At 61.5% G+C, this 22,243-nt stretch carries 11 protein-coding genes; 2 read left to right on the forward strand and 9 right to left on the reverse strand.

All coding sequences use genetic code 11. The features are described 5' to 3' along the window. Window positions 1-21: 21 nt before the first annotated feature. The 4 genes from HB680_RS09845 to HB680_RS09860 all read right to left on the reverse strand — a co-directional run bounded on the left by HB680_RS09845 (window position 22) and on the right by HB680_RS09860 (window position 15,366). Window positions 22-4,374 (reverse strand): hypothetical protein, encoded by a 4,353-nt coding sequence (locus HB680_RS09845; protein ID WP_213938296.1) that lies wholly within the window; start codon window positions 4,372-4,374, stop codon window positions 22-24. Next, window positions 4,367-8,476 (reverse strand): neuraminidase-like domain-containing protein, encoded by a 4,110-nt coding sequence (locus HB680_RS09850; protein WP_213938297.1) that lies wholly within the window; start codon window positions 8,474-8,476, stop codon window positions 4,367-4,369. Before HB680_RS09850 ends, HB680_RS09845 begins: the two co-directional genes overlap by 8 nt. A gap of 69 nt (window positions 8,477-8,545) precedes the next feature. Next, window positions 8,546-12,157: a Tc toxin subunit A gene (locus tag HB680_RS09855; protein ID WP_213938298.1), complete on the reverse strand. Its 3,612-nt coding sequence runs from the start codon at window positions 12,155-12,157 to the stop codon at window positions 8,546-8,548. 128 nt (window positions 12,158-12,285) lie between these two features. Further along, the gene (locus HB680_RS09860) at window positions 12,286-15,366 is read right to left on the reverse strand and encodes a hypothetical protein (protein WP_256735495.1); all 3,081 of its coding nucleotides are present in this window, start codon (window positions 15,364-15,366) and stop codon (window positions 12,286-12,288) included. A 447-nt stretch (window positions 15,367-15,813) separates the two neighbouring features. Here HB680_RS09860 and HB680_RS09865 point away from each other — a divergent pair, with 447 nt between their 5' ends. Then, complete coding sequence (locus tag HB680_RS09865; RefSeq protein WP_213938299.1) at window positions 15,814-16,185, forward strand: DUF6124 family protein; 372 nt, start codon at window positions 15,814-15,816, stop codon at window positions 16,183-16,185. Between the two features lie 115 nt (window positions 16,186-16,300). Here the strand turns inward: HB680_RS09865 and HB680_RS09870 are convergent, their stop codons facing one another. Both HB680_RS09870 and HB680_RS09875 read right to left on the reverse strand, forming a co-directional pair. After that, window positions 16,301-16,660, reverse strand: a complete 360-nt coding sequence (locus HB680_RS09870) for a PilZ domain-containing protein (protein WP_213938300.1) — start codon at window positions 16,658-16,660, stop codon at window positions 16,301-16,303. A gap of 245 nt (window positions 16,661-16,905) precedes the next feature. After that, on the reverse strand, window positions 16,906-17,292 hold the full coding sequence (locus HB680_RS09875) for a tetratricopeptide repeat protein (RefSeq protein ID WP_213938301.1): 387 nt from the start codon (window positions 17,290-17,292) through the stop codon (window positions 16,906-16,908). Window positions 17,293-17,449: 157 nt separating this feature from the next. Here HB680_RS09875 and pyk point away from each other — a divergent pair, with 157 nt between their 5' ends. After that, window positions 17,450-18,901, forward strand: a complete 1,452-nt coding sequence (gene pyk / locus HB680_RS09880; RefSeq protein WP_213938302.1) for a pyruvate kinase — start codon at window positions 17,450-17,452, stop codon at window positions 18,899-18,901. Window positions 18,902-19,086: 185 nt separating this feature from the next. Here the strand turns inward: pyk and HB680_RS09885 are convergent, their stop codons facing one another. From HB680_RS09885 to HB680_RS09895, 3 genes are read right to left on the reverse strand one after another with little or no spacing between them, the layout of a single operon-like run. Next, complete coding sequence (locus tag HB680_RS09885) at window positions 19,087-19,836, reverse strand: enoyl-CoA hydratase-related protein (RefSeq protein WP_213938303.1); 750 nt, start codon at window positions 19,834-19,836, stop codon at window positions 19,087-19,089. 31 nt (window positions 19,837-19,867) lie between these two features. Next, window positions 19,868-20,803, reverse strand: a complete 936-nt coding sequence (locus HB680_RS09890) for an iron-sulfur-binding ferredoxin reductase (RefSeq protein ID WP_213938304.1) — start codon at window positions 20,801-20,803, stop codon at window positions 19,868-19,870. Continuing rightward, window positions 20,796-21,902: a GGDEF domain-containing protein gene (locus tag HB680_RS09895; RefSeq protein WP_213938305.1), complete on the reverse strand. Its 1,107-nt coding sequence runs from the start codon at window positions 21,900-21,902 to the stop codon at window positions 20,796-20,798. Before HB680_RS09895 ends, HB680_RS09890 begins: the two co-directional genes overlap by 8 nt. Window positions 21,903-22,243: the final 341 nt, after the last annotated feature.

Raw genomic sequence — 22,243 nt, forward strand, 5'->3', positions numbered from 1 at the left:
AATATCGATGGCCTGACTTCATCACAAAGAGAGACTTCCACTAAAGAACTGCATGGTCACATGCTGCTCATCGGCGATGCCACCTGCCGAATCCTTGATGTACACCCTCACACGTATATAGCCAGCTGCATCAGAACCCAAGGAGTAACTCCTTCTCACCCAGCCGTCCACGCCGGATCTTGTCGAATCCTCAACATCAGCACGTACCCAGAATATTTCCACATTTTCTATCGGTTCTCCCGTCTCGAGGGAGATGACCCGAAATTGAATGAGCGCGGATGCACCTGACGGGTATCCCCCCCCTCCCTGGAATCTGGACATCATTCTTGGAGGCTTCAGCACCGTGATCTCTTTTTCCATTTCAATTGAAGGATTACCGTCAATGGCCGCAACCAAACCAAAGGTTCCTGCCAGAGGTGGTTTGAACTCGACCGGGGCCTGCCCTTCAGCATTGGTGAGTGAGGACGACAACTGCAATTGCGCAAAACTCCAGTTCACCAGCACATCAGGTGCAGGAACACTATTGCGGTCATACACCACCTTGCCCCGAGCACTGACAGACTCCCCGAGGTAATTCGGCTTAGCGAAAATCAAGTCTTCAAATCGCAATGAATCTTGTAGCACCGTAAAAGCCGACACATCCATATCCCAACCACCCAGACCGCCACGCACCAATGCTTCAAGTATGTTCTCGCCCGGCATCCCCAGCCTGAATTGCACGCTAGTCTTGCCTTGGGCATCGGTCAGCGTGGGTGTAAGCGACGCACTTTGGTATTTCCACATCACTTCCACGCCCGCCAGTGGATCGCTATTGAAAGCGGACACCACCGTCGCCGTGGCCGAAACCAGTTGTCCTGGATAACCTGGCAGCTCGTCATACACCAACGACTGAATTTCCCGAGGTTCATACAAGCTAAAGGGCAACGACACCGACTCCGAGTACAGCGCATCCCCCGCCGTCGCCGTCAGTGGTGTGATACCGGGGACTCTCGGTTTGAAGCGTAGCCGGGCAACGCCGTAGAAATCCGTCACCGTGGTCACTTCACCCAACTCGGGGCTGCGCCAGATCACCTCAATACCGGCCATCGGCCTGCCGCTGATCGACGAGACGACCGTGACCTGTTCCTCCAATACCTGACCCCAGTCCAGTGTTTGCTCTGCATGGCCGCTGATGCGAAAACTCACCGCTTGTGAGCCGGGGCCCTGGGACATGGCATTGGTCGGGGACAACCTGGCCAGCTTCGATGCCGCGAAGCGCAGGGCGAAGCTGCCGTCCCGTTGATCGCCGACAGCAAATTCGTATTGCAGTCCCGGACCGGAAAAGTCTCGGGATTCACCGGGGGCGCCCTGGCTGAACGTGATACCCAACGCTCCCGGGCCGGTGTCGATCATGCCGAGTGTCAGGGCTCGACCGAACAAGGGGCTGTCGGCCCGCGCACTCAATTCGAAGAAGTGCCGGCCCTTGCGCCGGGGAAAGTAAGTCTTTTCTCCCCAGGCCACAGGCGCCAGGCCATCGAAACTGATCAGCAGGTCTTGCCAGGGGTCACTCGGCAATGCCGTCACGGCCGTGGACTGGCGAACCTCATGGTTGTCATACAGGCTGCGCACCGCCACTTCTATGTCATGGCGCTGGGCGCTCTGTGGTTCAAAGTCGAAACCGGACCAGCCATCCGCATCGGTCTCTATCGCGCGGGGCTGCCCTTGCACCGTCCAGCTCACCGGCACCCCGGCGACAGGCTGGCGAGTAAAAAAGGAATACACCTGGGCCCAGACCCAGGCAGGGGCCTGACCGACAATCGGGTCGACGACCGGGGTGTTCAGGGTTTCAATCTGCAGTTTGTTATCACCCAGGCGCATCGTCGTGGCCGCCGACGTCAGCGTCAGTTGCGGCACCTCCAGCGCCAGGGCGAATTCACCATTGCGCGGGCTGCCGGTGAAATCCAGCTGCCACTGCACGCCGCCATCGCTGAACACCTGCGGCTGGTCCAACGCCGGAATCACCGTAGCGTTCAACTGCTCGCTCGGGGTACCTGACCAGATCAGTCGCGCGTTCAACCCCACCAACGGGCTCAACGCATTGGGCAGGACGCTGAATCGGTGCAAGGCCCCCAGGCACGGATACAGCGTGCCGTCCCCCAGTGTGGTGCGAATCTGGTCGAGCACGGCACTCACTTCATCAGCCAGTTCGAAGGAGAGCAAACGTCCGAGCAGCGAACGGGGTTCCAGTTGCGCACCGGTGAGGGTCAGATAAAACAGCCCGCTGAGGCTGGAGCCTATGGAGGAACTGACGGGCCACTCCCAGCCATCGCCCACCGCCGTGGGCGCGCCGATGGTCAGCCCCGGATTGTTATCGGGATCGGTGGTCAGCCCCAGCGGCTGGCCCGCCACCGGGCTGCCGGGTGTCGGGATCACTTTAAAGCGATGGGTCCCGCCCCGCCGGCACACCAGCCCCACGGTGGCGAGTTCGACCGGTTGGTCATCCAGGTAAAAATCGACCAAGCCTTTCCATGGGCTGCTGGCCACGGGCGTCACGTCAAACGGGCGCACGATCGGCACCATCTCCGCGTGGGCCCTGACCTTGGCGCTCACGGTGTAATCCCGGACTTCGGTCGGCCTGTCCAGCACACTGGCCCAGCCACCCGCGCCAGTGATCGTGGAAACAGTGCCGTTGGGCCCCTCCCAATCCACTAGCGCATTGACCACGGGATCACCGTTGCCGCTGGCGATCATGTGCAACACCTGTATGCGCAGCAGCACAGACTCCTGCTCGTCGACCACCGGCGACGTATTGCTGGCTCGCACCTCGCCGATTTCCACCAGATTGCGGGCCAGGGACATGCGCTTGTCCAATGATCGGCGCAGCAACCGCGAGCAGCTCAGTGACAGCCCGAACTGGCCGTCGAGCCGGTCATCACATGCCAGGCTCCATTGCGGCTGCGTATCTGTGACCGGCACCGGTTGTTCCAGCGCAGGCTGCACGCGCACGCCCAATTCGTCGGCGCTGACACCTGCCCATTGCAGTGCCAGCCCGGTGCCGATCAAGGGGCTGTCCGCAAGCAGTTGCAAGGTCACCAGATAAGTCGATCCACGATTGGGGTAGCCGGTCTTTTCCGCCCAGGGCGTTGCTCCCGCTTCGGTCACCACTCGCACGTCCCGCCACGGGTCCGTGGCCAGTGCTTGCACGCTCAATTGATGAGTAACGACGCCGCTGGCGTAATACAAACTCTCCACCGTCGCCTCGATCACGTGCAGCCCCGCCGTGGTTGGCCGAAAATCGACATATGCCCAACCATCCTCATTGGTGACGACGGGTTCATCGATCGGCTCCCCGCCGATGCGCCAAGTGACCTTGCTGTCACGCATAGACTGGCCGGTGTAGAACGAAACGACCTGGACGCCGAGCCGAACCTGTTCCTGATATTCCACCACCGGGTAATACGCCGCCGCCTGTTCGTCCTGTACGACCAGCCGATGGTGTCCCAGTGAAACGCTGATCCCATAGGCGTCGGCGCTGTACTGATTACGCAATGTCAGCAGCAGCAGCGGCCTTTGCTGATCGTCTATCCATGGGCAGTCAAGTTGCCACCCGGAACTGAGGGACTGGTCCGTGCCCCACGGTGGGATGGCGACTATCGCCTCCTGCGGGTTGTTCTCCAGGCTCAGGGCTGCCGCGGTGCCGGACCAGGGTGAATCGGTTTGCGGCACCAAAACCAGCTCGTGTTGCAGACTGGCGGAAGCGCCAAGACACAAGTACAACGGGCGATCCGCCACACGGGGTGTGCCGTCGAGCATCACCTGCTGCAATTGCAAGGGTGGCAAGTGCAGACGCAACCTGAGCCGGGCGACGTGGATTTTCGAACGCATCCCGCCGGCCGGCTGCGCAGGACTGAAAATGCTCACGCGAATCTCATCGCCGGCGACCAGGGTCCGTGGCAATTCGCGTTCAGTCTTGATCGGCTGAAAGTCCAACGGCTGCGCGTCCTCCAGGCCGGCCGGTTGCCCGTCGCCCAGTTGCGGGTGCGTGGGCTCGAGGGTCAACTCGATTTTTTCTCCAGTACGCAGCACTTCCACCAGCAGCGTGCCCGCAGCGGTGCTGTAGGTCTCATGCAAATAGCCGAGGACATAGCGGGTATCAGCGCTCGCGGCCTTCGGTGCCCTGAGCACCTGGCTGACCGAGGCGCCGTCGCTGGCAATCAGGTAGCGGATTTCGGTGATACCTTCGTCTGGATCAAAATACCCGGCGGCGCCCGTGGCAATGTTGCTCGGGTTGGTCGGGCCTTTTACCCAGTGGTCCGTGCCCTCGCCGAATTCGCCATTGATGATCAGGCTTTCGTCAGCCTGAATGATCGGTTCTATGATGATCACGTCACTCATGAACAATTGCTCCCGCGTCTACCCGCTGCGCAGCACGCGACTCGGCAGCGGTCACCAGATTGCGCACCTTGAGGGCGAAAGAAGGGTCGCCCGCCCGCGCCGTATAACGCACTCGCACAATGACGTCAGTCAACGAGGCGAGCATGGCCTGTTGCGGCGCCTTCTTCGGCCAAGACCAATTCAATTGCCAGTTCGACACCGCACCAGTGCATTCGAAGGGGTTGAGCAAGCCTTCATCGGGTTTGGTCGCGGTCATGCCGGTATCGGCAAGACCGGACGACAACGCGATTTGTTGCCCGCTGCGCAGATTGATCTGGATATCCGCTGGCGCCACTGACTCCGCTGGCGCATACAGGTATTCCACCGAACGCGCTGAGGCTTTGGTCGCCGTCATGCTGCTGATTTGCAACAAGGTGGCCTGGACATTTTCGTACGGTCCGGCCAGCACCGGCAGGTCGACTTCCACCGAACTGATCTGGCGGCAGTAATGCCCGGGGTGATCGCGATCAAACGACAGTTGGCTCAGCCTGAATTCCAGCTGGCCGCTGCTCTGAAGTTCCTCGAGCGCCAGTTTCCAACTGGCCAGGCCGGTTTGCGGGTCCAGGGGATCATCGAACAATTGCCGCAGCGACACTGTCTTGATCAACTCCAGGCGCCGTTCGTGGCGTTGCAGGTATTCACGCTCCATGCGCAACAAGTGCCCGCGCAAATGCTCACCAGCCGTCAAGCCGTGGCGATTGTCGAGCCACACCTGGGGCAACGGAATCTGCGTGTCATAGTCCCCGGTCTCTGCACTCATCGAGGCCTGGGCATTGATGCACAAACTGACCACGGCATCGTAGGCCTGATAGTGCAGCGCCTTGAATTGCCCCACCAGCCAGCCGAACAACTCGGCATTGGTGGCGCGTTTTTGCAGAAAGTTATACAGCGTCAGCGCGTGGCTGTTGGCACGCAGGGTGTGATCCTGGCTGGCCTTGGCGGACGCAACGGCATGGGTTTGCGCGTTGATCTGCTCGGTAATTGCACTCACTTCCACGAGTGCTTGATCGCGCTGCATTTGCCATTCGCCGCGACGCCGCCGGTAGGTTTCAGTGGTGGCGCTTTTTCCGGCGTCCAGTTCCAGCAGCGTCGCGGCCATTTCCAGGCCATGGACCACGGCGTCGGGAAGTTTCTCCAGGCGAAACCCACCACTGGCCACGCCAAAAATATTCGGAGCAACGGCCGCCGATGCACCGGCGAACTTGATGGCCTTGGTGGCAAAAGTCAGGCCCTTGGCTTGATGCAGCGCGTTCATGACGCTGTATTCGACATCGGTGATGTTCTGTTCATAGCGCCGGTTGTAAGCATCCGCTCGCTGCTGGGCCATCGTTCGGCTCTGTTGCAGTGCGCTGACACTGGCCTGCAATTGCGCAATGTTGTGTTCCTGAACGGTTTGCGCGTAAGTCCCCAACTCCACCAACTGGCCCTGCTGCAGTTGCTCCATCTCGGCGCGGTCGCGCTGTTCAAGCAGACGGAGCAACTGGTTGCCATAGTCTTGAAGGGCTTGCACGGCCCGCAACGCCGCCTCGAACATGACCCGCCAGCGAAACGCAACCACCACCAGGCGCCCACCCATGGGTCGCGGCGCACCGCCCCCCCCGGCCGCCAGGTCGCGCAGCAATTGATTGGGGTCGGTGGGCGGGCTGAACAAGGGCACTTGTAACGGCTGGCCATCCAGCGTCAGGTTATTGCGCAGGTTATGCAGGCGCTGGACGGGCTGCTGGAACAGGTCCTGCAACTGCTCGTTGATCGGCAGCTTGAACGGCTCGGAGGCCAACCGGCCGAGCAACGGTGCGGCCTTGGCCCTGGCGGCCAGATCGCCGACCTCAAGGACAAGCGAGCGCTCGAAGGCCTCCAGCGCCGGCCGCGTGGTGGCGCTGTTCAACAACGCGCCCACCGTCGCCGGTGTCCAGCGGTTGACCGTGCGCGCCGTGGGCGGATTGCCCATCAGAAATTCCGCCTGGACGTAACACAGCTTGGCCGCCACCAGACTGTCGCGGCTGAGCTGGCGGTAATACCAATCGCCCCAGGCCATCAGGTTTTTCACGTATTCAGTGAACGCCAGAATCTGGAAATGCCGGGGGTTTGAATAACCAATGGCGTCCGGGTCGGTTGGCGCGTCGGCTTCGAATCCGGGGTTGGCCGCGTCGGGATTGGCCAGCGGTCGGCAGCGCCAGTAACGCGGTTTTGCCGGCGCAGGCGTCGCAACGGCCGGGGCCTGTGGATCAAACAGGTAATGCAACCAGTCTTGCGCCTCGGTGTAGCGGTCTTCAGCCCGCAGGCGCGCCGTCACCAACAACGGCAAATGGCAATGCAGCTCCCAGAAGAACAAGCCGTTGGCGCCGTCAAACGCCCCATTGGGTTCGCTGATCGTCCCACTGGTGGGCGGTGGCTCGGTCCGGTGCTGCATCGACCAGTCCAGCACGGCATCGACCGAAATGGCAGAGGCCTGCACCAGTTCGGGGCCGTGCAGTGAGTTAAGGCGGACATACTTGAGCCACGGGGCCAATTGATTGAAGTCCAGGAATTGCGCGCCAGAAGGGTCGCTGCGGTTCAGCGTTGGCGTGACAAAGCCCCGGGTCTGACTAAAGTTCAGTGCGTACTTTTTGCGCCCCAGGCCATCGACTGCGTTGAGGCCGCCGAACTCAAAGGTCACCGTCGAGGCAAAACTGTCCCGCCGCACCGCCATCCAGGGTGTGCGCCATCCACCCCTCTCAGGGAATGATCCGGTGAAAGGGGCAGGATCACCGCCGGCGGGACTCACCAGTTTCAACTCGAATGTCTTGCTTGAATCCTGGCCGGTCTGATTTTCCGCACACTCACCGCACACCAGCAGCACGTCCTCTTCCCCGGTGCCGGTGGTTTTCCTGCTGCGCAACACCACCGCATGCAATGCGTAGAACGGGGTCAATCTGCCGGGAGGGTCGATGGTCTCAGTGATCGTCGGCCGGCTTAGTGACAGGATCGAATGCTGCACCGTGTCGCGGTCGACAAACCGGTACTGGGCCAGCATGTCCATGAGCGCGTCATCGTTGTCGATCGGGCGAAACAGTATGTCCCTGGCGGCGTATACGTTCTTTTCGGTGTTGTCTGGCCGCAGACACAGCACACACAACTTGCCCTTGGGGTGCACCTCATCGACCACCACGGTGGCGATCAGCCGCGCCGCGCCGGGCATGGCGTCGTCACCTCCGCTGCTGTGCAAGGACAACGGTCCCGACCACTGACCGTTCTGGGTCATGAAGGCGACATTGATATCCAGCCGGTGCGGCGCGTAATCGGGCTGCCCCTTGGTTCCGCGTTTCTCCTGCCAGTCGGCCCAGACCACGCACAGCCGTCCGCTCCAGTACACCGGTCGCATGTCCAATACGTTTTCGGTAGTGGGAATCTCCACCGGCTGCCATTCGCTCCAGGCGGCCGGGTTGACGGAGGTCGAGGCTGATTGAAGGACGATATCGGCCTTGCGCCAGAAATACTGGAAAGGCTGCACCCGTTGCCGACCGATAAAGTAATAGTCCGCGCTGGTGGCGGACGCACCATCGATATAGCCACTGATCACGTCGAGGTTGCAGATCTGCTCGAACGTTTGCAGGTAATCCTGCAGGGCCAGTTGCACCGAGTCAGTGGTCAGGCGCGACTGGTTCAGGTTGTTTTCCAGGGCCTTGAACAGGCTGGTCTTGCGCTGGCGCACGAACGGGTTGATGTAGTTTTCCGGGTAGGCGGCGATCATCTGCAACGCAGCCCAGTCCGGGTAGTTGCTGTAGAGCTGCCACAGGTTCAGCTCGTCCTTGTCGAACTCGACGCCGCTGTAACCCGGTTCCAGCTTGCGGTACACCGCGTGAATGTATTGCTGGGCGCAACTGATCGCCTCGGCAGCCCAGGAGCTCTGTACCGCGTAGCTGTCCAGTGGGTCGAGCCGCAGCAGTTCGAACAGATCCGCCGGGGTCCTGACGAATTTATAGGTGTCGTTGGGTGCTGCTGCCTTCTTGACCTGGCCGATGCAATAGTCAACCAGGGCTGAGCGACGCTGTTCGAGCAAGCCGGCGATGTTGATGCGGTCCATGATGCTGTCCTCAAGACATGAGTCGATAGCGTTCGACGGCGCGGCGAGCCACCGCCGTCGCGTTGCGGGTCAGGCGGCTGGGGTACCGGGCAAGAACGTGATGCGATCGAACTCCAGACTCGTGTCACTGCTGCTGCTGCGCACCATGAATCTGAAGGACCCGCCGGTGCGGCTGGACACAAAGGCGCGGGCCAGCCCCTCTTGATTGGTGAGGCTGCCGGCACGGATCACCGCCTCACCGCTGCTACTGTCAGCGACCCGGTAGTTCCAATTCACCGTAGCGTTGATACCCCGATTGAAATAGTTGTCCTCCATCACCGCATACAGCTCGACCTCAAAACCGGCCGGAACGTCATACGCTGGCACCTCGGAACTGAGGTTGGGCGGGAACTCAAAGGAGCGGCTGTCGGCGAGAACACTCACCGCAGGCGCGGGCAGTTTTTCCCCCATATCCAGCCAGAACAGCGGCGTCTCTTCGCCCTGAATCCGCCCGGGAATAAAGTCCACATCCACCACTCCGGAGGTGGACGTGGCCTTCTCCTCGATCGTGCCCAGGGTGGTTTGCCAGTGCACGAAGACCCCGCTCATCGGTGTGTTCTGCAGGTTGTTGACCGTGACCCTGTAGGTGGCTTTTTCCCCCGCCTTGCCGGCAATCACCGAGTTGTTGCCGAGCAACTCACAGGTGATTTTGACGGTCTGACCAGGTTCGTCGCCGGCCGGGGCCAGCACCGGCCCCGAGGTTTCGGACAGGCTCAACAAGGCCTTCTCGGCGGCCACCTGATAAGCCGCTTTTTCTGCCGGCGTGCTGGCGCTGGGGGGGAGCCGGCCGATCAACAGCAGCGTGCGCGCATCCATGCTGCAGCGCGCCGACAGGGTGCGGATGCGTACCAGAAGATCGAGCTGTTGCAGGGTTCTGATCAAGGGCTGGCTGATCGACTGGACACACTCCAGCACGTCCTGAACGCTCCAGCCGAAAAACACCGCCAGCCTGGCGGCGGCGGCCTGTGTAGCCAACGCCCAGGCATGCGCTGACAGCTTCGGAGGGGCTCCGGGCACGATGTCCTTGGGCAGTCGCGCCGCTTCGCGCAGGTAGTCCAGCAACTGGGCCTGGGGCCGCTCACTCAAGGTGAAGGCGTGGGCCAGGGTGGCCAGGTAGTAGAAGGTATTGAGGGACACCGCCAGCGGCTCCGGCTGGGTTATCCACTCGCGATTGCCGTAGTCGAGGTAGTCCTGCAGCACCTCGACGCTCAACTGCAACTTCAAGACGATTTCACTACGCCGGCGCACTTGCGCCAACTGCAACAGAAACGCATCACCTTCGTAGATGCGCCCGCTACGGCCCTTGGCGATCTCAAGCTGCGGCCGTGCCAACACTTGCCGCAGAAATCTGTCCACCTGACCGCCGGCCCACGTCAACACCGGGATCACCTGTTCCGAGGCCAGGCCGGTGTGCACCGCCAGGCACTCCTTGACCACCGACAGTTGCGCGGCCTTCGACCGCAACAAGACGCCGAGCATGATTTCGACGATCGCGTCGCGCTCGGTTTCGTAGCGTTCGCCCAAGCCATCCCTGACCGCCAGAAGCAATATTTCACGGGCCCGGTTCGAGTAATCGGCCTCCCGCGTCGGTTCGATAATCACCACCCCCTCGGCGTCGACCAGAGCGCTCAGCAGATCCAGCCAGTCAGCCCCCGCAGGCAGCGCGGGGACACCCGCCATCAGCAACTCGGCGCTGGTAAACATTGCGCCGGACAGCAGATTGCGAACCTGCTCGAACAATTTCAAATCAGCGGCGGTTTCTTTCTGCGACGCGGCCGGCTCAATGACTTGCTGCACCAGCCAGCGCACCTCGATGTCATGTTCGCGGCACCAACTCACGCAGGTGTGCAGGCCCTCGATGACCACCAGCACATTGGCATTGGTCGCCGTGTGCGCCTGGATTTTCGGCACACCGGCCAACGCTTTGACCCAGCTCTCGCCGCCCAGCACGGTCAACAACATCACTCCTTCGATCGGGGTGATGCCCAACAGCCGGGACAGCCGCACCAGGCGATAGAAACCCGAGACGATGGACACAGAGCGCGCCAGTTTTCCGGCGGCGGGGCTGGAGGCCATGGACACCGCTTGCGCCACGAAGCTATAGGTCAGCAGATCGATGCCCAGGCCACCGCACAGTCGATTGACCGTCAGCTCCGACGTGCCCGCCACGGGCAGGATGTCGAACAGACCGTTATCCAGCACCAGCGGCTCCCGATAATCACCTTGTGCATTGAACACCCGATCAAACAGCGAGGGGTTGTCGCCGCGCCCGTAGAACGACACTTCATGGATAAACGCGGCAAACTCCTCGGCGGTGCAGCCGTAACGCTCGCGCAAGGTTTGAAACAGGCCGAGGGCCTGCACCCCGCCGTCGGTCATCGCGTACGTCGTATTGGCCGGCAGCTCGGCCTTGATCGCTGCCGCGAGCAGCGCATCGGTCTGCTCGGGGGGCAGCCCCAGCCATTGGTCAAGACGCAGCTTGCGGTGCATGCGATCGATCGGGCCGATCGGGGCATTTTTCAGACGATGCACCGTTGCCGCAAACTCGATATCCACCAGCGTGGCGGCACTGGCGGCGGCATTGATGTAGACCGAGCCCGCCTGGATGTTTGGCGCCCCGCTGAGGGGAGGTCCATTGACCGAGCGCACCGGGGCGAAACCGCGTATCGACAGCAGTGCTTCGAGTTGTTGGGAATCGAGTTTGGTGCGCTCGCAGAAGACCGGCACGTCCCTGTACCCGTCGGTTCCTGTGGTATCGAGAATGCCGAAATGATTCTGATAAAACGCAAGCGCTTCGGTAGCCGCTGCTTCGGTCAGTATCAAGCGCTGCTGAGGCCCCAGCCGCGATGCCAGCAACCGGGCCCGTGGCGCATCGGCGTCCAGCACGTCAGGGCGCAGGAAATACGGAAACTCCAGGTCCACCCGGTTCGCGATGTCACCGACCGTCATGCCGTTGTGCCGCGCCACATAGTCCAGGCTGGCCCAATGCTGGAAGTACGGCAGCCCGCTGGGATAGCGAGCCGTCAGCAGGGCTTCTTCCACCGAAGGTGTTCCCGCGCCGTGACTGGTGATAAAGGTTTCCAGCACCGGGACAATAATGTCCACGGCCGACATCGCTTGGTGCACCGCATTGAAATCGATGGACAAGGCTTTGAGGTCAGCCCGTCGACTGTCCAGCGTCAGCTTGGATGCCGTGCCTTGCGGCTCGATCCTGTCTCTGATCCACACCAGCAAATCGATCAGGTACGCCACCGGTGAGTAGCAGGATTCCAGTGCGTCCGGCGGGCTCAATGCATCGAAATCAACGTTGAACAGGCGCTGAAAACTCGGCCCTTCCAGCATCGACAACAACCCGCTTTGCGGCCCCGGCGCCGTGGCCGGGTCGCTGAACAAGGTGTGTTCGATAAACTGCCGGCGCACGTAGATCGCCAGCGCATTGGCCTGCTCCAGGAAGGCTTTGGCATCGTCCTCGGTCAGTTCATAGGTTTGCATCAACCCGCGAACTCCCTGCTCCACTAGCGGAAAAATCGACCCGCCCTCACTCAGGTAGGTCGCCAGGCCGGCGTAACCCTCCCGTTGCGATGGCTGGTTGAAGGCCTGCTCGAACAATTGCAGCGCCGGACGACTCGCAGAGGTGACCATGCTCAAACTCCTGGTACAGATAGCGGTAGGCGTCAAACAACCTGCAAAGAGGTTGGACTGAAAGGCTTGTCAGGGATATTTGGCGTCGCGGCGTGGCTGGCGTCTACTGTCAGAACTGACAGTAGACGCTACCTTTCGTCGGCACGGGCCTTAGTAGCGGGAAGTCCCGGCGGGGAAGGCACCACCTCGAAACGGCGGCTGTCGGCCCAGTCGGAATGAATGGCGCTGCCACCACTGCCGATAACCTGCCTGAACCGCACCCAATAGCCACCCTGCGGCAGCCGTATCGTCGCGTCGCTTTGCCAGCCACTGGCGGTCACCGCAATGTCCCGCGCCACCACCCGCTCCGGGTTGAACCAGCTCACCAGCTCGCCGACGCCTGGCTGGCCCTTGCCGGCGAATGCCACAGGGTCGGTGACCCATCGGCTCGGCGCCGGCACATCAATACTGGGCAGGTACGGCCCCACTCGCACCTTGCGTGGCAATGACGAACCGGACTGAAATTCGCCGCTCGACGCAATGGCAATCAAGTCGTGGTCACCCGCGGCGACCACCAGTTCGACCGCCATCGACCAGGTGCGATCAGCGAGCACCGGTGCACGCCCCAGCACCGTTTGCGGTGCCGTACTCAGGGCCACCGCCACCGTATCGCCCGGGTGGCCGAAGCCCGACACCACGACCCCGCGCCCGACTGCTGCGGCGTCGACCGGGGTTTCGATGATCGGCGCCACCGGCACCACGCGAAAGGCCTGTACGGGACTGTCTTTCGACGGCCGGCCGTCAAAGGTCTGTCGCGCCCGCAGGCTGTGCCGGCCGATGTCCAGCGTGATCGCCGCGCTTTGCCAGAGGCCATTGGTATCGACACTGATTCCCGTGAGGATCGGGTCGGCAACGCCTTGTAACCACACATCGACCCTGGCGCCTGGCAGGCCCTTGCCCGAAATCCTGGCGATGCGCGGCAGTGTGCCGTCCGGGGCGGGAACCTCGATCTCGGGCGGCAGCACCACCACCCTGAATGAATGCTCGGCGCTGAACTCGGACGTGCGCCCGCCCATGAGTTGCACCGCCGTCAAGGTGTAGTCGCGAAACGCCAGGTTATTGAGTTGCACCTCCCAGTTGCCATCCGCGATCAGGCTGTCGCTCTCGCCCACCAACCCGGTGAATTGTGCATCGTGTAGTTCGATTTTCCCGCCGGCGATCCCGCCGCTGCCCGTGACGAGCGGGTTGCGCCCGACTTCCGAGCCCTCGACCGGCGCAGTAAACACCGGTTGGGGTATAAACCGCTCAAGCGAGAAACGTAGGGCGGCCGCGGGCGAATCCTGCCCGGCTGCGCGCTGGGTGGCGGTCACCTCGTGATAGACATCGGGGGCGAAGGGCGTGCTGCGCTTGAAGGTCCATTGGGTGCCGGTGACGGTCGCCTGATGCTCTTGCGCATTATCACTGAAGCGCAGCTTGACCTGGGCGTCGTCCCAGCAGGTGCCCTTGAAGATGGGTGAGTGCTGGCCGTCCTCGATCACGGTGATATCGTCGATGACCGGCGCCAGCGGCGCGATGGTCACCTCAATCTCCACCCAACCCTCTGAAACTTGCCCGCCCAGCTCTTGGCGCAGGTGAAGCTTGCGCTTCAAGGTCGGCCCCCACACTTCAGACGCCGTACTGGACCAGCGCCCGCCGCTCACCAGAGCATTCGGCACACCGCTGCTGCTGCCCCCCGGATTCAACAGCACTACCGTGGCACCGTTGTAACCCGTTCCGGAGAACACCGGTGTGTAGCCGCCGGTATAACTGACCGTGGGCCTCGGCAATACCACGGTGTAACTGAAGGTGTATTCCGTGGAAACAATCCAGCCACCGCTGTTATCGGACACTTTTTGCGTGGCCTTGAAACTGTATTGGCCCAGCGGCCAATTGACGGAATCCACTTGCCAGATGCCAGCATCGCTGACCCCGACCGACGGCACCGTCTGCGAACCCGGCCCGCTGACCTTTACCACGTCGACGGTCGCACCTGCGTAGCCCGTGCCTGAAAATCGCAGGCTGGCATTGGCCAGCGGCGTGACCGTGACCGAGGTCAGTTGGGGTGGGCGAACCTTGAAGGTGACCGGGGCACTGCGCAACGAAAAAACACCTTGCGTGCTTTGCCGCGCCACCAGCCTCACCGGCCCCGGCTGGAGGATGACGGAGCGGCCCCAGCCTGGCGCGGAGAACACCCCCGTTTCCCCGACCAGGGTGTCGCTCAGGTCAATGAAGATCTGGACCACGGCGCCCTGGAAGCCGTTGTTGCCTGCAACGCTGAAAGTTGTGTCGACGATACCGCCAGGGGTCGTGATGGTGGGGATGCCGAGGACGCTGATGGTGACAGGGGGGGAGTAACCATTGGAAATGCCCGCCATCACGTACTGCGCTTCAACGGTCAAGGGACCGCTGGGCAGCGTCAGGCCAGGTTTGGGAGCGGCTTGCCAAGTTTGGTTTGTACCGACCGTCACCGATTGGCTGACAACGTCGTAATGGTTGGCTTGCTTGACGACTGTGATGGTCGATCCTGGAAGGCCTTCGCCCTTGAAGAGTATTTCAGGGAGGGCGACGATAGCGTTTTGCGCAGGCGACGAAATAGTGGCACCCACGACCCTGAAAGGGCGATTTTCACTGTAACGGGTGGCATATCCTGCCTGGCTCTGCTCAATAGCGATCGAATAATCGCCGTAAGGCAAATCCCGGTTCAGCGTCACTGCCCAGTTATTATTGGTCGCTGTAAACACATCGCTCAGGGGCACCCCTGTATTTGTCTGTACAACTCTGAGGGAACAATTGCCACCGCCGGTTCCAGAAATCCTCGGGCGGCGATCGGTGACCACGGCGTTGCTCGCCGGACTTACGATGACCGGACGGTTGCTTATCCAAATATAAATTTCGATGGGAGGCGAATATTCATTACCTGAGCGCCACCGCGCCCAGATCCGCGCACTCCCCGGCTGGCTGGATCCAAGCGCCCGCCAATGCTCGGTCCTGCCATAGAACCACTCGCCGGCAAAACCGTCGACACGGGCGTTATTGACATAGAAATCCAGCCATACCTGATGTTGCCCATCCCAAGGAATCTGGAAATACACTTCGAATAACCCACCGACAATGGAAAGGTTGGCTGGACCGCGACTCCTCAATGGCGGCAGGGCAGTGGAGACCGTTGTTTCGCTATCGTCGTCCGACATGGAGGGCTCCTCAAAAGGATGGAGTGAAAGGTCCTTCCTTTTTGATTTATCTCAGAAGCCGCGTCTACCTGTAATATCTGACAGTTCAGACGAACGGCCCTACGGACTTTTCCCACGTTTTTTGAGGCCTACGAAGCCTTGCGCCATTGCCTACAAGTCCGCCAGAATCCGCCGGCTTGTGCACATTTGGCCTGCCCCGTAATTTGATTCGCGTCGCTGATTGGCAGCGGCCGGGTTTAGTCGCCCGGGAGGTTCCACGAATGTGCAAAGCAGGCCAGACGGTCGGGATGTTCCCTATCCCCCTTCCTGAACGTTATGGTGGCTGTGCACAGGGCGCCCTCGGGCGCGCCGGTTTTCGTGGTCCTTCCCGGTCGACTAACCTGTGTACAGCCGCCACCCCTTCGTTTAGTCGCGAGTCGGTGGCAGCCTCACTCAAAGGTCACGAATATGTTCAAAGCAACACCCAATCCGCCGAAAACGGACTCGTTTTCGGCCACCCTCGATGCCAAGAAACTCCGCGAGGCCGCCGACCGCGCTCTCGATTACTACCTCAAACCCGATGCCCACCACCTGCACGCGCCAACGGCCAAGGATCGAGCCATGAAAATGTTTACCGTCGCCCCTGAAGCCAAAACCCACGCCATCAACATCCAGGCGTTCGAAACCTTTTCCTCGGTCAATATCCTGCTGCTCGACCTGGCCGAAAGCCTGGACGACAAGCCACGGCACCTGGCGATGGCGATTTATCAGTTGAGTGAGATGGGATTGATGCTGGTGGAAAAGACGCTGGAGAGTGAACCGGCGGTGAGCCCGACTTAAAGCAAGATCAAAAGATCGCAGCCTTCGGCCACTCCTACATAGACCGCGTTCACCTCACTATCGCGGGGAAACGCCGATTCTGTAGGAGCTGCCGCAGGCTGCGATCTTTCGCTGTTCAGGCCGAAGCAGGCAACGGCTGGAAACTGAAGTACTGGCGCAACGCACTCACCAGTTGCCCATATTCCGGCGGTGCCCGTTGCAGGCTGAACCCGGCGTCATAGTGGTGGGGCGTGGCGTCTTCATGGCACCACAAACAACTCGCACGCAAATCGATGACCTGCGTACAACCGTCGCTGGCGGGGATTTTCAGACGCAGGTCGAAGTCAGCGCCAATCATCATCGGCAACTGGCTGATCAGCATCAGCCCGTCTTCGGAGACATTGCCCAGAAAGCCGATGGGCTTGTCGGTAACGCTGTTGAACACTTTCAGAAAATACGGCAGTTGATGCCGCTCGATCCGGCGGTCGGTAAACATGCTGAATTCGCTACGCAAGGCTCTTAAGCAGAGCCGCACTAATGCTTCGGAACGGGCCTTCTGCTGTTTATACGCAGGATGGGCACGCTCTCCCCGCTTCCGGTGTGACAGTCCTACCCACCGCCGCCACTTTTGCCGCTGCCAGTCGCAGGTGTTGCGTCGGCTCAGCGGCAAGGCGCTGAAGCCGATTTATTCGACTATAGCTGAACCTATACAACCAGCCAGCCTTTGTATGAGATCTATCATCAGAAACGGGTCGGCCGTACCACCGCCGCCGCGCTGCGGGTCGGATAGTGGCCCAGTGACTCCAGGGTTTCCAGACGCGCGCGGGCTCGGTAGGCGTATTCGCTTTGCGGGTACGAGGCGATGATGTACTGGTACGTCTGGGCCGCATCGACAAACAGCTTCTGCCGCTCAAGGCACTGGCCGCGCATCATCGACACTTCCGGTCGAACATACGGCCGGGCGCGGCTGGCGCGGTCAACCTTGGACAATTCGAGCATCACCTGCTCGCAATTGCCCCGATCGTAGGCGCTGTAGGCGTTATTCAAATGATGGTTCATCGACCAACGGGTGCAGCCCGTGACACTGAGGACACTGAGGGCAAGGGCGGCAATGGGCACGAATCGCATGGGGGTTCTCCTGTCTTGAGCACTGTATCGACCCGTTGGCGGAAATCTTCAGGAATGTTCGTTTAAAGAAAGAAACGAATAAGTAGTGCATACGAACAATGACTACAGGCAAAGAGCATAGTAGCCTCACTCAGCGCTTGAACTCAGGAGTCTATGCATGTCCGTCCGTCGCACCAAAATCGTCGCTACCCTTGGCCCGGCCAGTAACTCGCCGGAAGTTCTCGAACAGCTGATTCTGGCTGGCCTGGACGTCGCCCGCCTGAACTTCTCCCACGGCACCCCCGACGAGCACAAGGCTCGCGCGAAGCTGGTGCGTGACCTCGCCGCCAAGCACGGGCGCTTCGTCGCCCTGCTGGGTGACCTGCAAGGCCCGAAAATCCGTATCGCCAAATTCGCCGGCAAGAAGATCGAGCTGAAGATCGGTGATCAATTCACCTTCTCCACCAGCCATCCGCTGACCGAAGGCAACCAGCAAGTGGTCGGCATCGACTACCCGGACCTGGTCAAGGACTGCGGTGTGGGCGACGAGCTGCTGCTCGACGACGGCCGCGTGGTGATGCGCGTCGATACCGCCACCGCCACCGAACTGAATTGCACCGTGCTGATCGGCGGTCCGCTGTCGGACCACAAAGGCATCAACCGTCGCGGCGGTGGCCTGACCGCGCCAGCCCTGACTGAAAAAGACAAGGCCGACATCAAGCTCGCCGCCGAAATGGAAGTCGACTACCTCGCCGTGTCCTTCCCGCGTGACGCCGCCGACATGGAATACGCCCGTCAACTGCGCGACGAGGCCGGCGGTACTGCCTGGCTGGTGGCGAAGATCGAACGCGCCGAAGCCGTGGCCGACGACGAAACCCTCGATGCGCTGATCAAGGCGTCCGACGCAGTGATGGTTGCCCGTGGTGACCTGGGCGTGGAAATCGGCGACGCCGAGCTGGTGGGCATCCAGAAGAAAATCATTCTGCACGCACGCCGCCACAACAAGGCAGTGATCGTCGCGACCCAGATGATGGAGTCGATGATCCAGAACCCGATGCCGACCCGCGCCGAAGTGTCCGACGTGGCCAACGCCGTGCTCGACTACACCGACGCCGTGATGCTCTCGGCCGAAAGCGCTGCCGGTCTGTACCCGCTGGAAGCCGTGCAAGCGATGGCGCGCATCTGCGTCGGCGCCGAAAAGCACCCGACCAGCAAGACCTCCAGCCACCGCATCGGCAAGGTCTTCGAAAGCTGCGACCAGTCCATCGCCCTGGCGGCCATGTACACCGCCAACCACTTCCCGGGCGTGAAGGCGATCATCGCCCTGACCGAAAGTGGCTACACGCCGCTGATCATGTCGCGCATCCGTTCCTCGGTGCCGATCTACGCGTTCTCCCCGCACCGCGAAACCCAGGCCCGCGCGGCCATGTTCCGTGGCGTCTACACCGTGCCGTTCGACCCGGCCTCCCTGGCGCCGAACGAAGTCAGCCAGAAGGCGATCGACGAGCTGGTCAAACGCGGCGTGGTCGAGCAAGGCGATTGGGTCATCCTGACCAAAGGCGACAGCTACCACACCATCGGCGGCACCAACGGGATGAAAATCCTGCACGTTGGCGATCCGCAGGTCTGAGTGACCGGTTGCTGAAAACCAAAAGCCCCGCCATGTGAATGGCGGGGCTTTTTGGTTTTTGGTCCAGGATTTGTGTTGTCTGGGCGGACGCCTTCGCGGGCAAGCCTCGCTCCTACAGGGGGAACGCATTCCAAATGTAGGAGCGAGGCTTGCCCGCGAAGAGGCCCGCCCACTCACCGCAAGACTCAATGCCGATTGATAAACCCCGACAACGCCGCCATCGCTTCCGGCGAGCGCAGGCGCTGGATGAACAACGCGCCCTCCTCTTCGATCACCCGGCGGATCAATTCCCGATCCGGCGCTTTCATCAACTGTTTACTGATGCGCACTGCTTCCGGCGGCAGCGATTCAAACTTCAACGCCATTTCCCGCGCCTTGGCCAATGCCGCTTCGCCACTGCCCAACGCTTCGGTGGCAATGCCCCACGCGGCGGCTTGCTCACCGGTGAAACCTTCGCCGAGCAACAACAACTCGGCGGCTTTGGCCTGCCCAAGCAAGCGCGGCAGGATCAGGCTGGAACCAAACTCCGGGCACAACCCGAGGTTGACGAACGGCATGCGCAATCGCGCATCGCGACTGACGTAGACCAGATCGCAATGCAGCAACAACGTGGTGCCAATCCCCACTGCTGCGCCAGCCACGGCGGCGATCACCGGTTTGCGGCAGTCGAGCAGGTTGAGCATGAAATGAAACACCGGGCTGTCGAGGCTGCTCGGCGGTTGCTGGAGGAAGTCGGCGATGTCGTTGCCGGCGGTGAAGCATTCGCTGCTGCCGGTGATCAGCACGGCGTTGATTTGCGGGTCGCTGTCGGCCTGCTTCAGCGCTTCGGCCAAGCGGCTGCACATCGCGCGGGTCAGGGCGTTTTTCTTGTCCGGGCGATTGAAGCGCACTGTCAGCAGACCGCGCTCGCGTTCAAGTTGGATGGCATCGGTCATGGGCAATCTCGCGTGGTTAAACGATCAGCGCTCAACCACGGGGCAGGAACACGTCGGCCAGCAGTTGATTGCGCGGCAGTCCCGTCAGGTACAGGCGCCGGGCAAAGGCGTCGACACTGTCGGGAGCACCGCAGAGTAAGGCCAGGGTTTGCCGCGAAACAAGCCGCAGTTGCGCCAACGCCTGGGGCAACTCGGCCGGGGTCCAGAGTTCAACGCTCAGGTTGTCACGACCAAGTGCCATGGCTTGCAGGGGTTTGGCCAGGTAATGCTCATCGGCGTCATGGGCCAGGTGAATGACGCGGATGGTGCCCTGGTGATCCTGACGCAACGCTTCGCGCAATACGCCGAACAACGGCCCCAAACCGGTGCCGGCCGCCATCAGCCACAGCGGTCGGCCGTGCCAGTCCGGGTCGTAATGCAGCGCGCCGCCGCGCAGTTCGCCGAGACGGAGCGTGTCACCGATCTGCAACTGGCGCGCCGCGTCGCTGAATTCGCCGGGCTGGCGACAATCGAGGTGAAATTCCAGGAAGCGGTCTTCGTCCGGCAGGCTGGCCAACGAATACGGGCGCGCCACATGGCCGGCCCATAGCACCAAGTGCTGGCCGGCGCCGTAGCGCAGCGGACGTTGGGTGATCAGGCGCAAGCGCAGCACATTGGCGCTGAGCCAGTCGACGGCGGCGACCTCGGCCGGGCGCCCGTCCCGTTGCGGGTCGAAGGTGTGCACCTGCAAGTCTTCGACCACCGAGCACTGACAGGCCAGGCGCCAACCTTGCTGACGCTGGTCGGCACTCAGGGCATCGGGGCGGCTGTCGCTGGGCAAGCCTTGCACGCATTGAACGAGGCACGCATGGCAACTGCCGGCGCGGCAGCTGTAAGGCACCGACACACCGTTCTGATTCAAGGCATCGAGCAGGTTGCTGCCCGCTGCCACCGACCACTGGCGTTCGCCGACTCGCAGCTCAGGCATCGACGTTCTCCCAGGCCGCCGCGCAACGATTGCGGCCGTCACGCTTGGCGCGGTACAGCGCCTGATCGGCCCGTTGCAGGGCGTCGTCGAGGTCATCGCCCAGTTCCAGGAGCGTCATGCCGGCGGACAGGCTGAGGTTGCTCACGCTCAGGCCGAACAATTCGACATCGGTAAAGGCAATGCGCAGTCGCTCGCAACACGAGGTCAGGCGTTCGGCGTCGCAATCCGGCAGCAACACCACGAATTCTTCCCCGCCGTAACGGGCCAGCACATCGCCGTTGCGCAGGCACGCGGTGGCCACCCCGGCGAAGGCTTGCAGCACCTGATCGCCAGCGGCGTGGCCGTGCACATCGTTGATGCGTTTGAAGTGATCAAGGTCGATCAACGCCAGACCGTGCACCACGCCGGGTTCCATGGCGTTGAGTTCTCGGGAGGCCAGGCGCAGGAAATGGCGGCGGTTGAACAGCCCGGTGAGTTCGTCGGTGGCGACCAGATCTTCGAGCTGGCGCATCATCCCGCGCAGAGTGTCTTGGTGCGCCTGCAAGGCGAAGCGCCGCTGGCGCATGAGCTGGCGCGAGGCCTGGACGTAACGGGCGTAGAGCACCAGCCACACCAGCACGATAAACAGCACGCACACCTGCAACAGCGCCAGGGCCGGGTCGTGCAACTGGAAGTGGTAGCCCTCCCACAGCGTGATCGCGCTGAAACTGAAGAACACCAGCACCGCGCAGCGCACAAAGGCACGCCGTGACAAGTGGAACAGGCCGAACAGCAGAATCAGGATATAGAAGACCAGGAACGCGCCACGGGCCTCGTCCAAGTGAAAGATCAGCCAGGTTTGCCAGCCCAGGCCCAGCAATACCTGGACTTCGGTCAGGCTGGGATCGGTAAAACGCAGGTTGCAGCCGCTGTAGAACACCGCGAACAGCGCTGCCTGACTGATGACCACCAACGCACTGCCGATGGCGACGCCGGCCAGGGACTCATCGTAGTGACCGGTGAAAAACGCCAGCCACAGCAGCAGCAATGCCAGGGCATAGGTGCCGGCCGCGAGGGCAAAACGTTTGAGCAACAGGCGCTGGATGGCGTTATGGGTCAATCGATGACTCACCGAAGGAAAAGAGGCTGAAAGAGTGTCCTACTCTACAGGCCGATTGCCACTTTAGTGGCGCGACCGATAAATGACCATTCAATTTTGGGATCGGAAAACTGGCGTCAAAAGCATGGCCCTCTGTATGTCTGGGCAGGTATTCGCAGCATGAGATCGACCCCTCTCCCTAACCCTCTCCCCAAAGGGGCGAGGGGACTGATCGAGTTGTTCTTAGAGCTACATCGACCTGAAAAATCCAGTCGAACTCAGGTTTGAACAGCATGAACATCAGCGCCCTTGCACACTCCCGCTTTGGGATGAGGGACTGACCGAGTTGTTCTTACAGCTAC

Origin of the sequence: Pseudomonas sp. dw_612 (genome assembly GCF_018449725.1) — a bacterium.
Taxonomy (GTDB): Bacteria; Pseudomonadota; Gammaproteobacteria; order Pseudomonadales; family Pseudomonadaceae; genus Aquipseudomonas.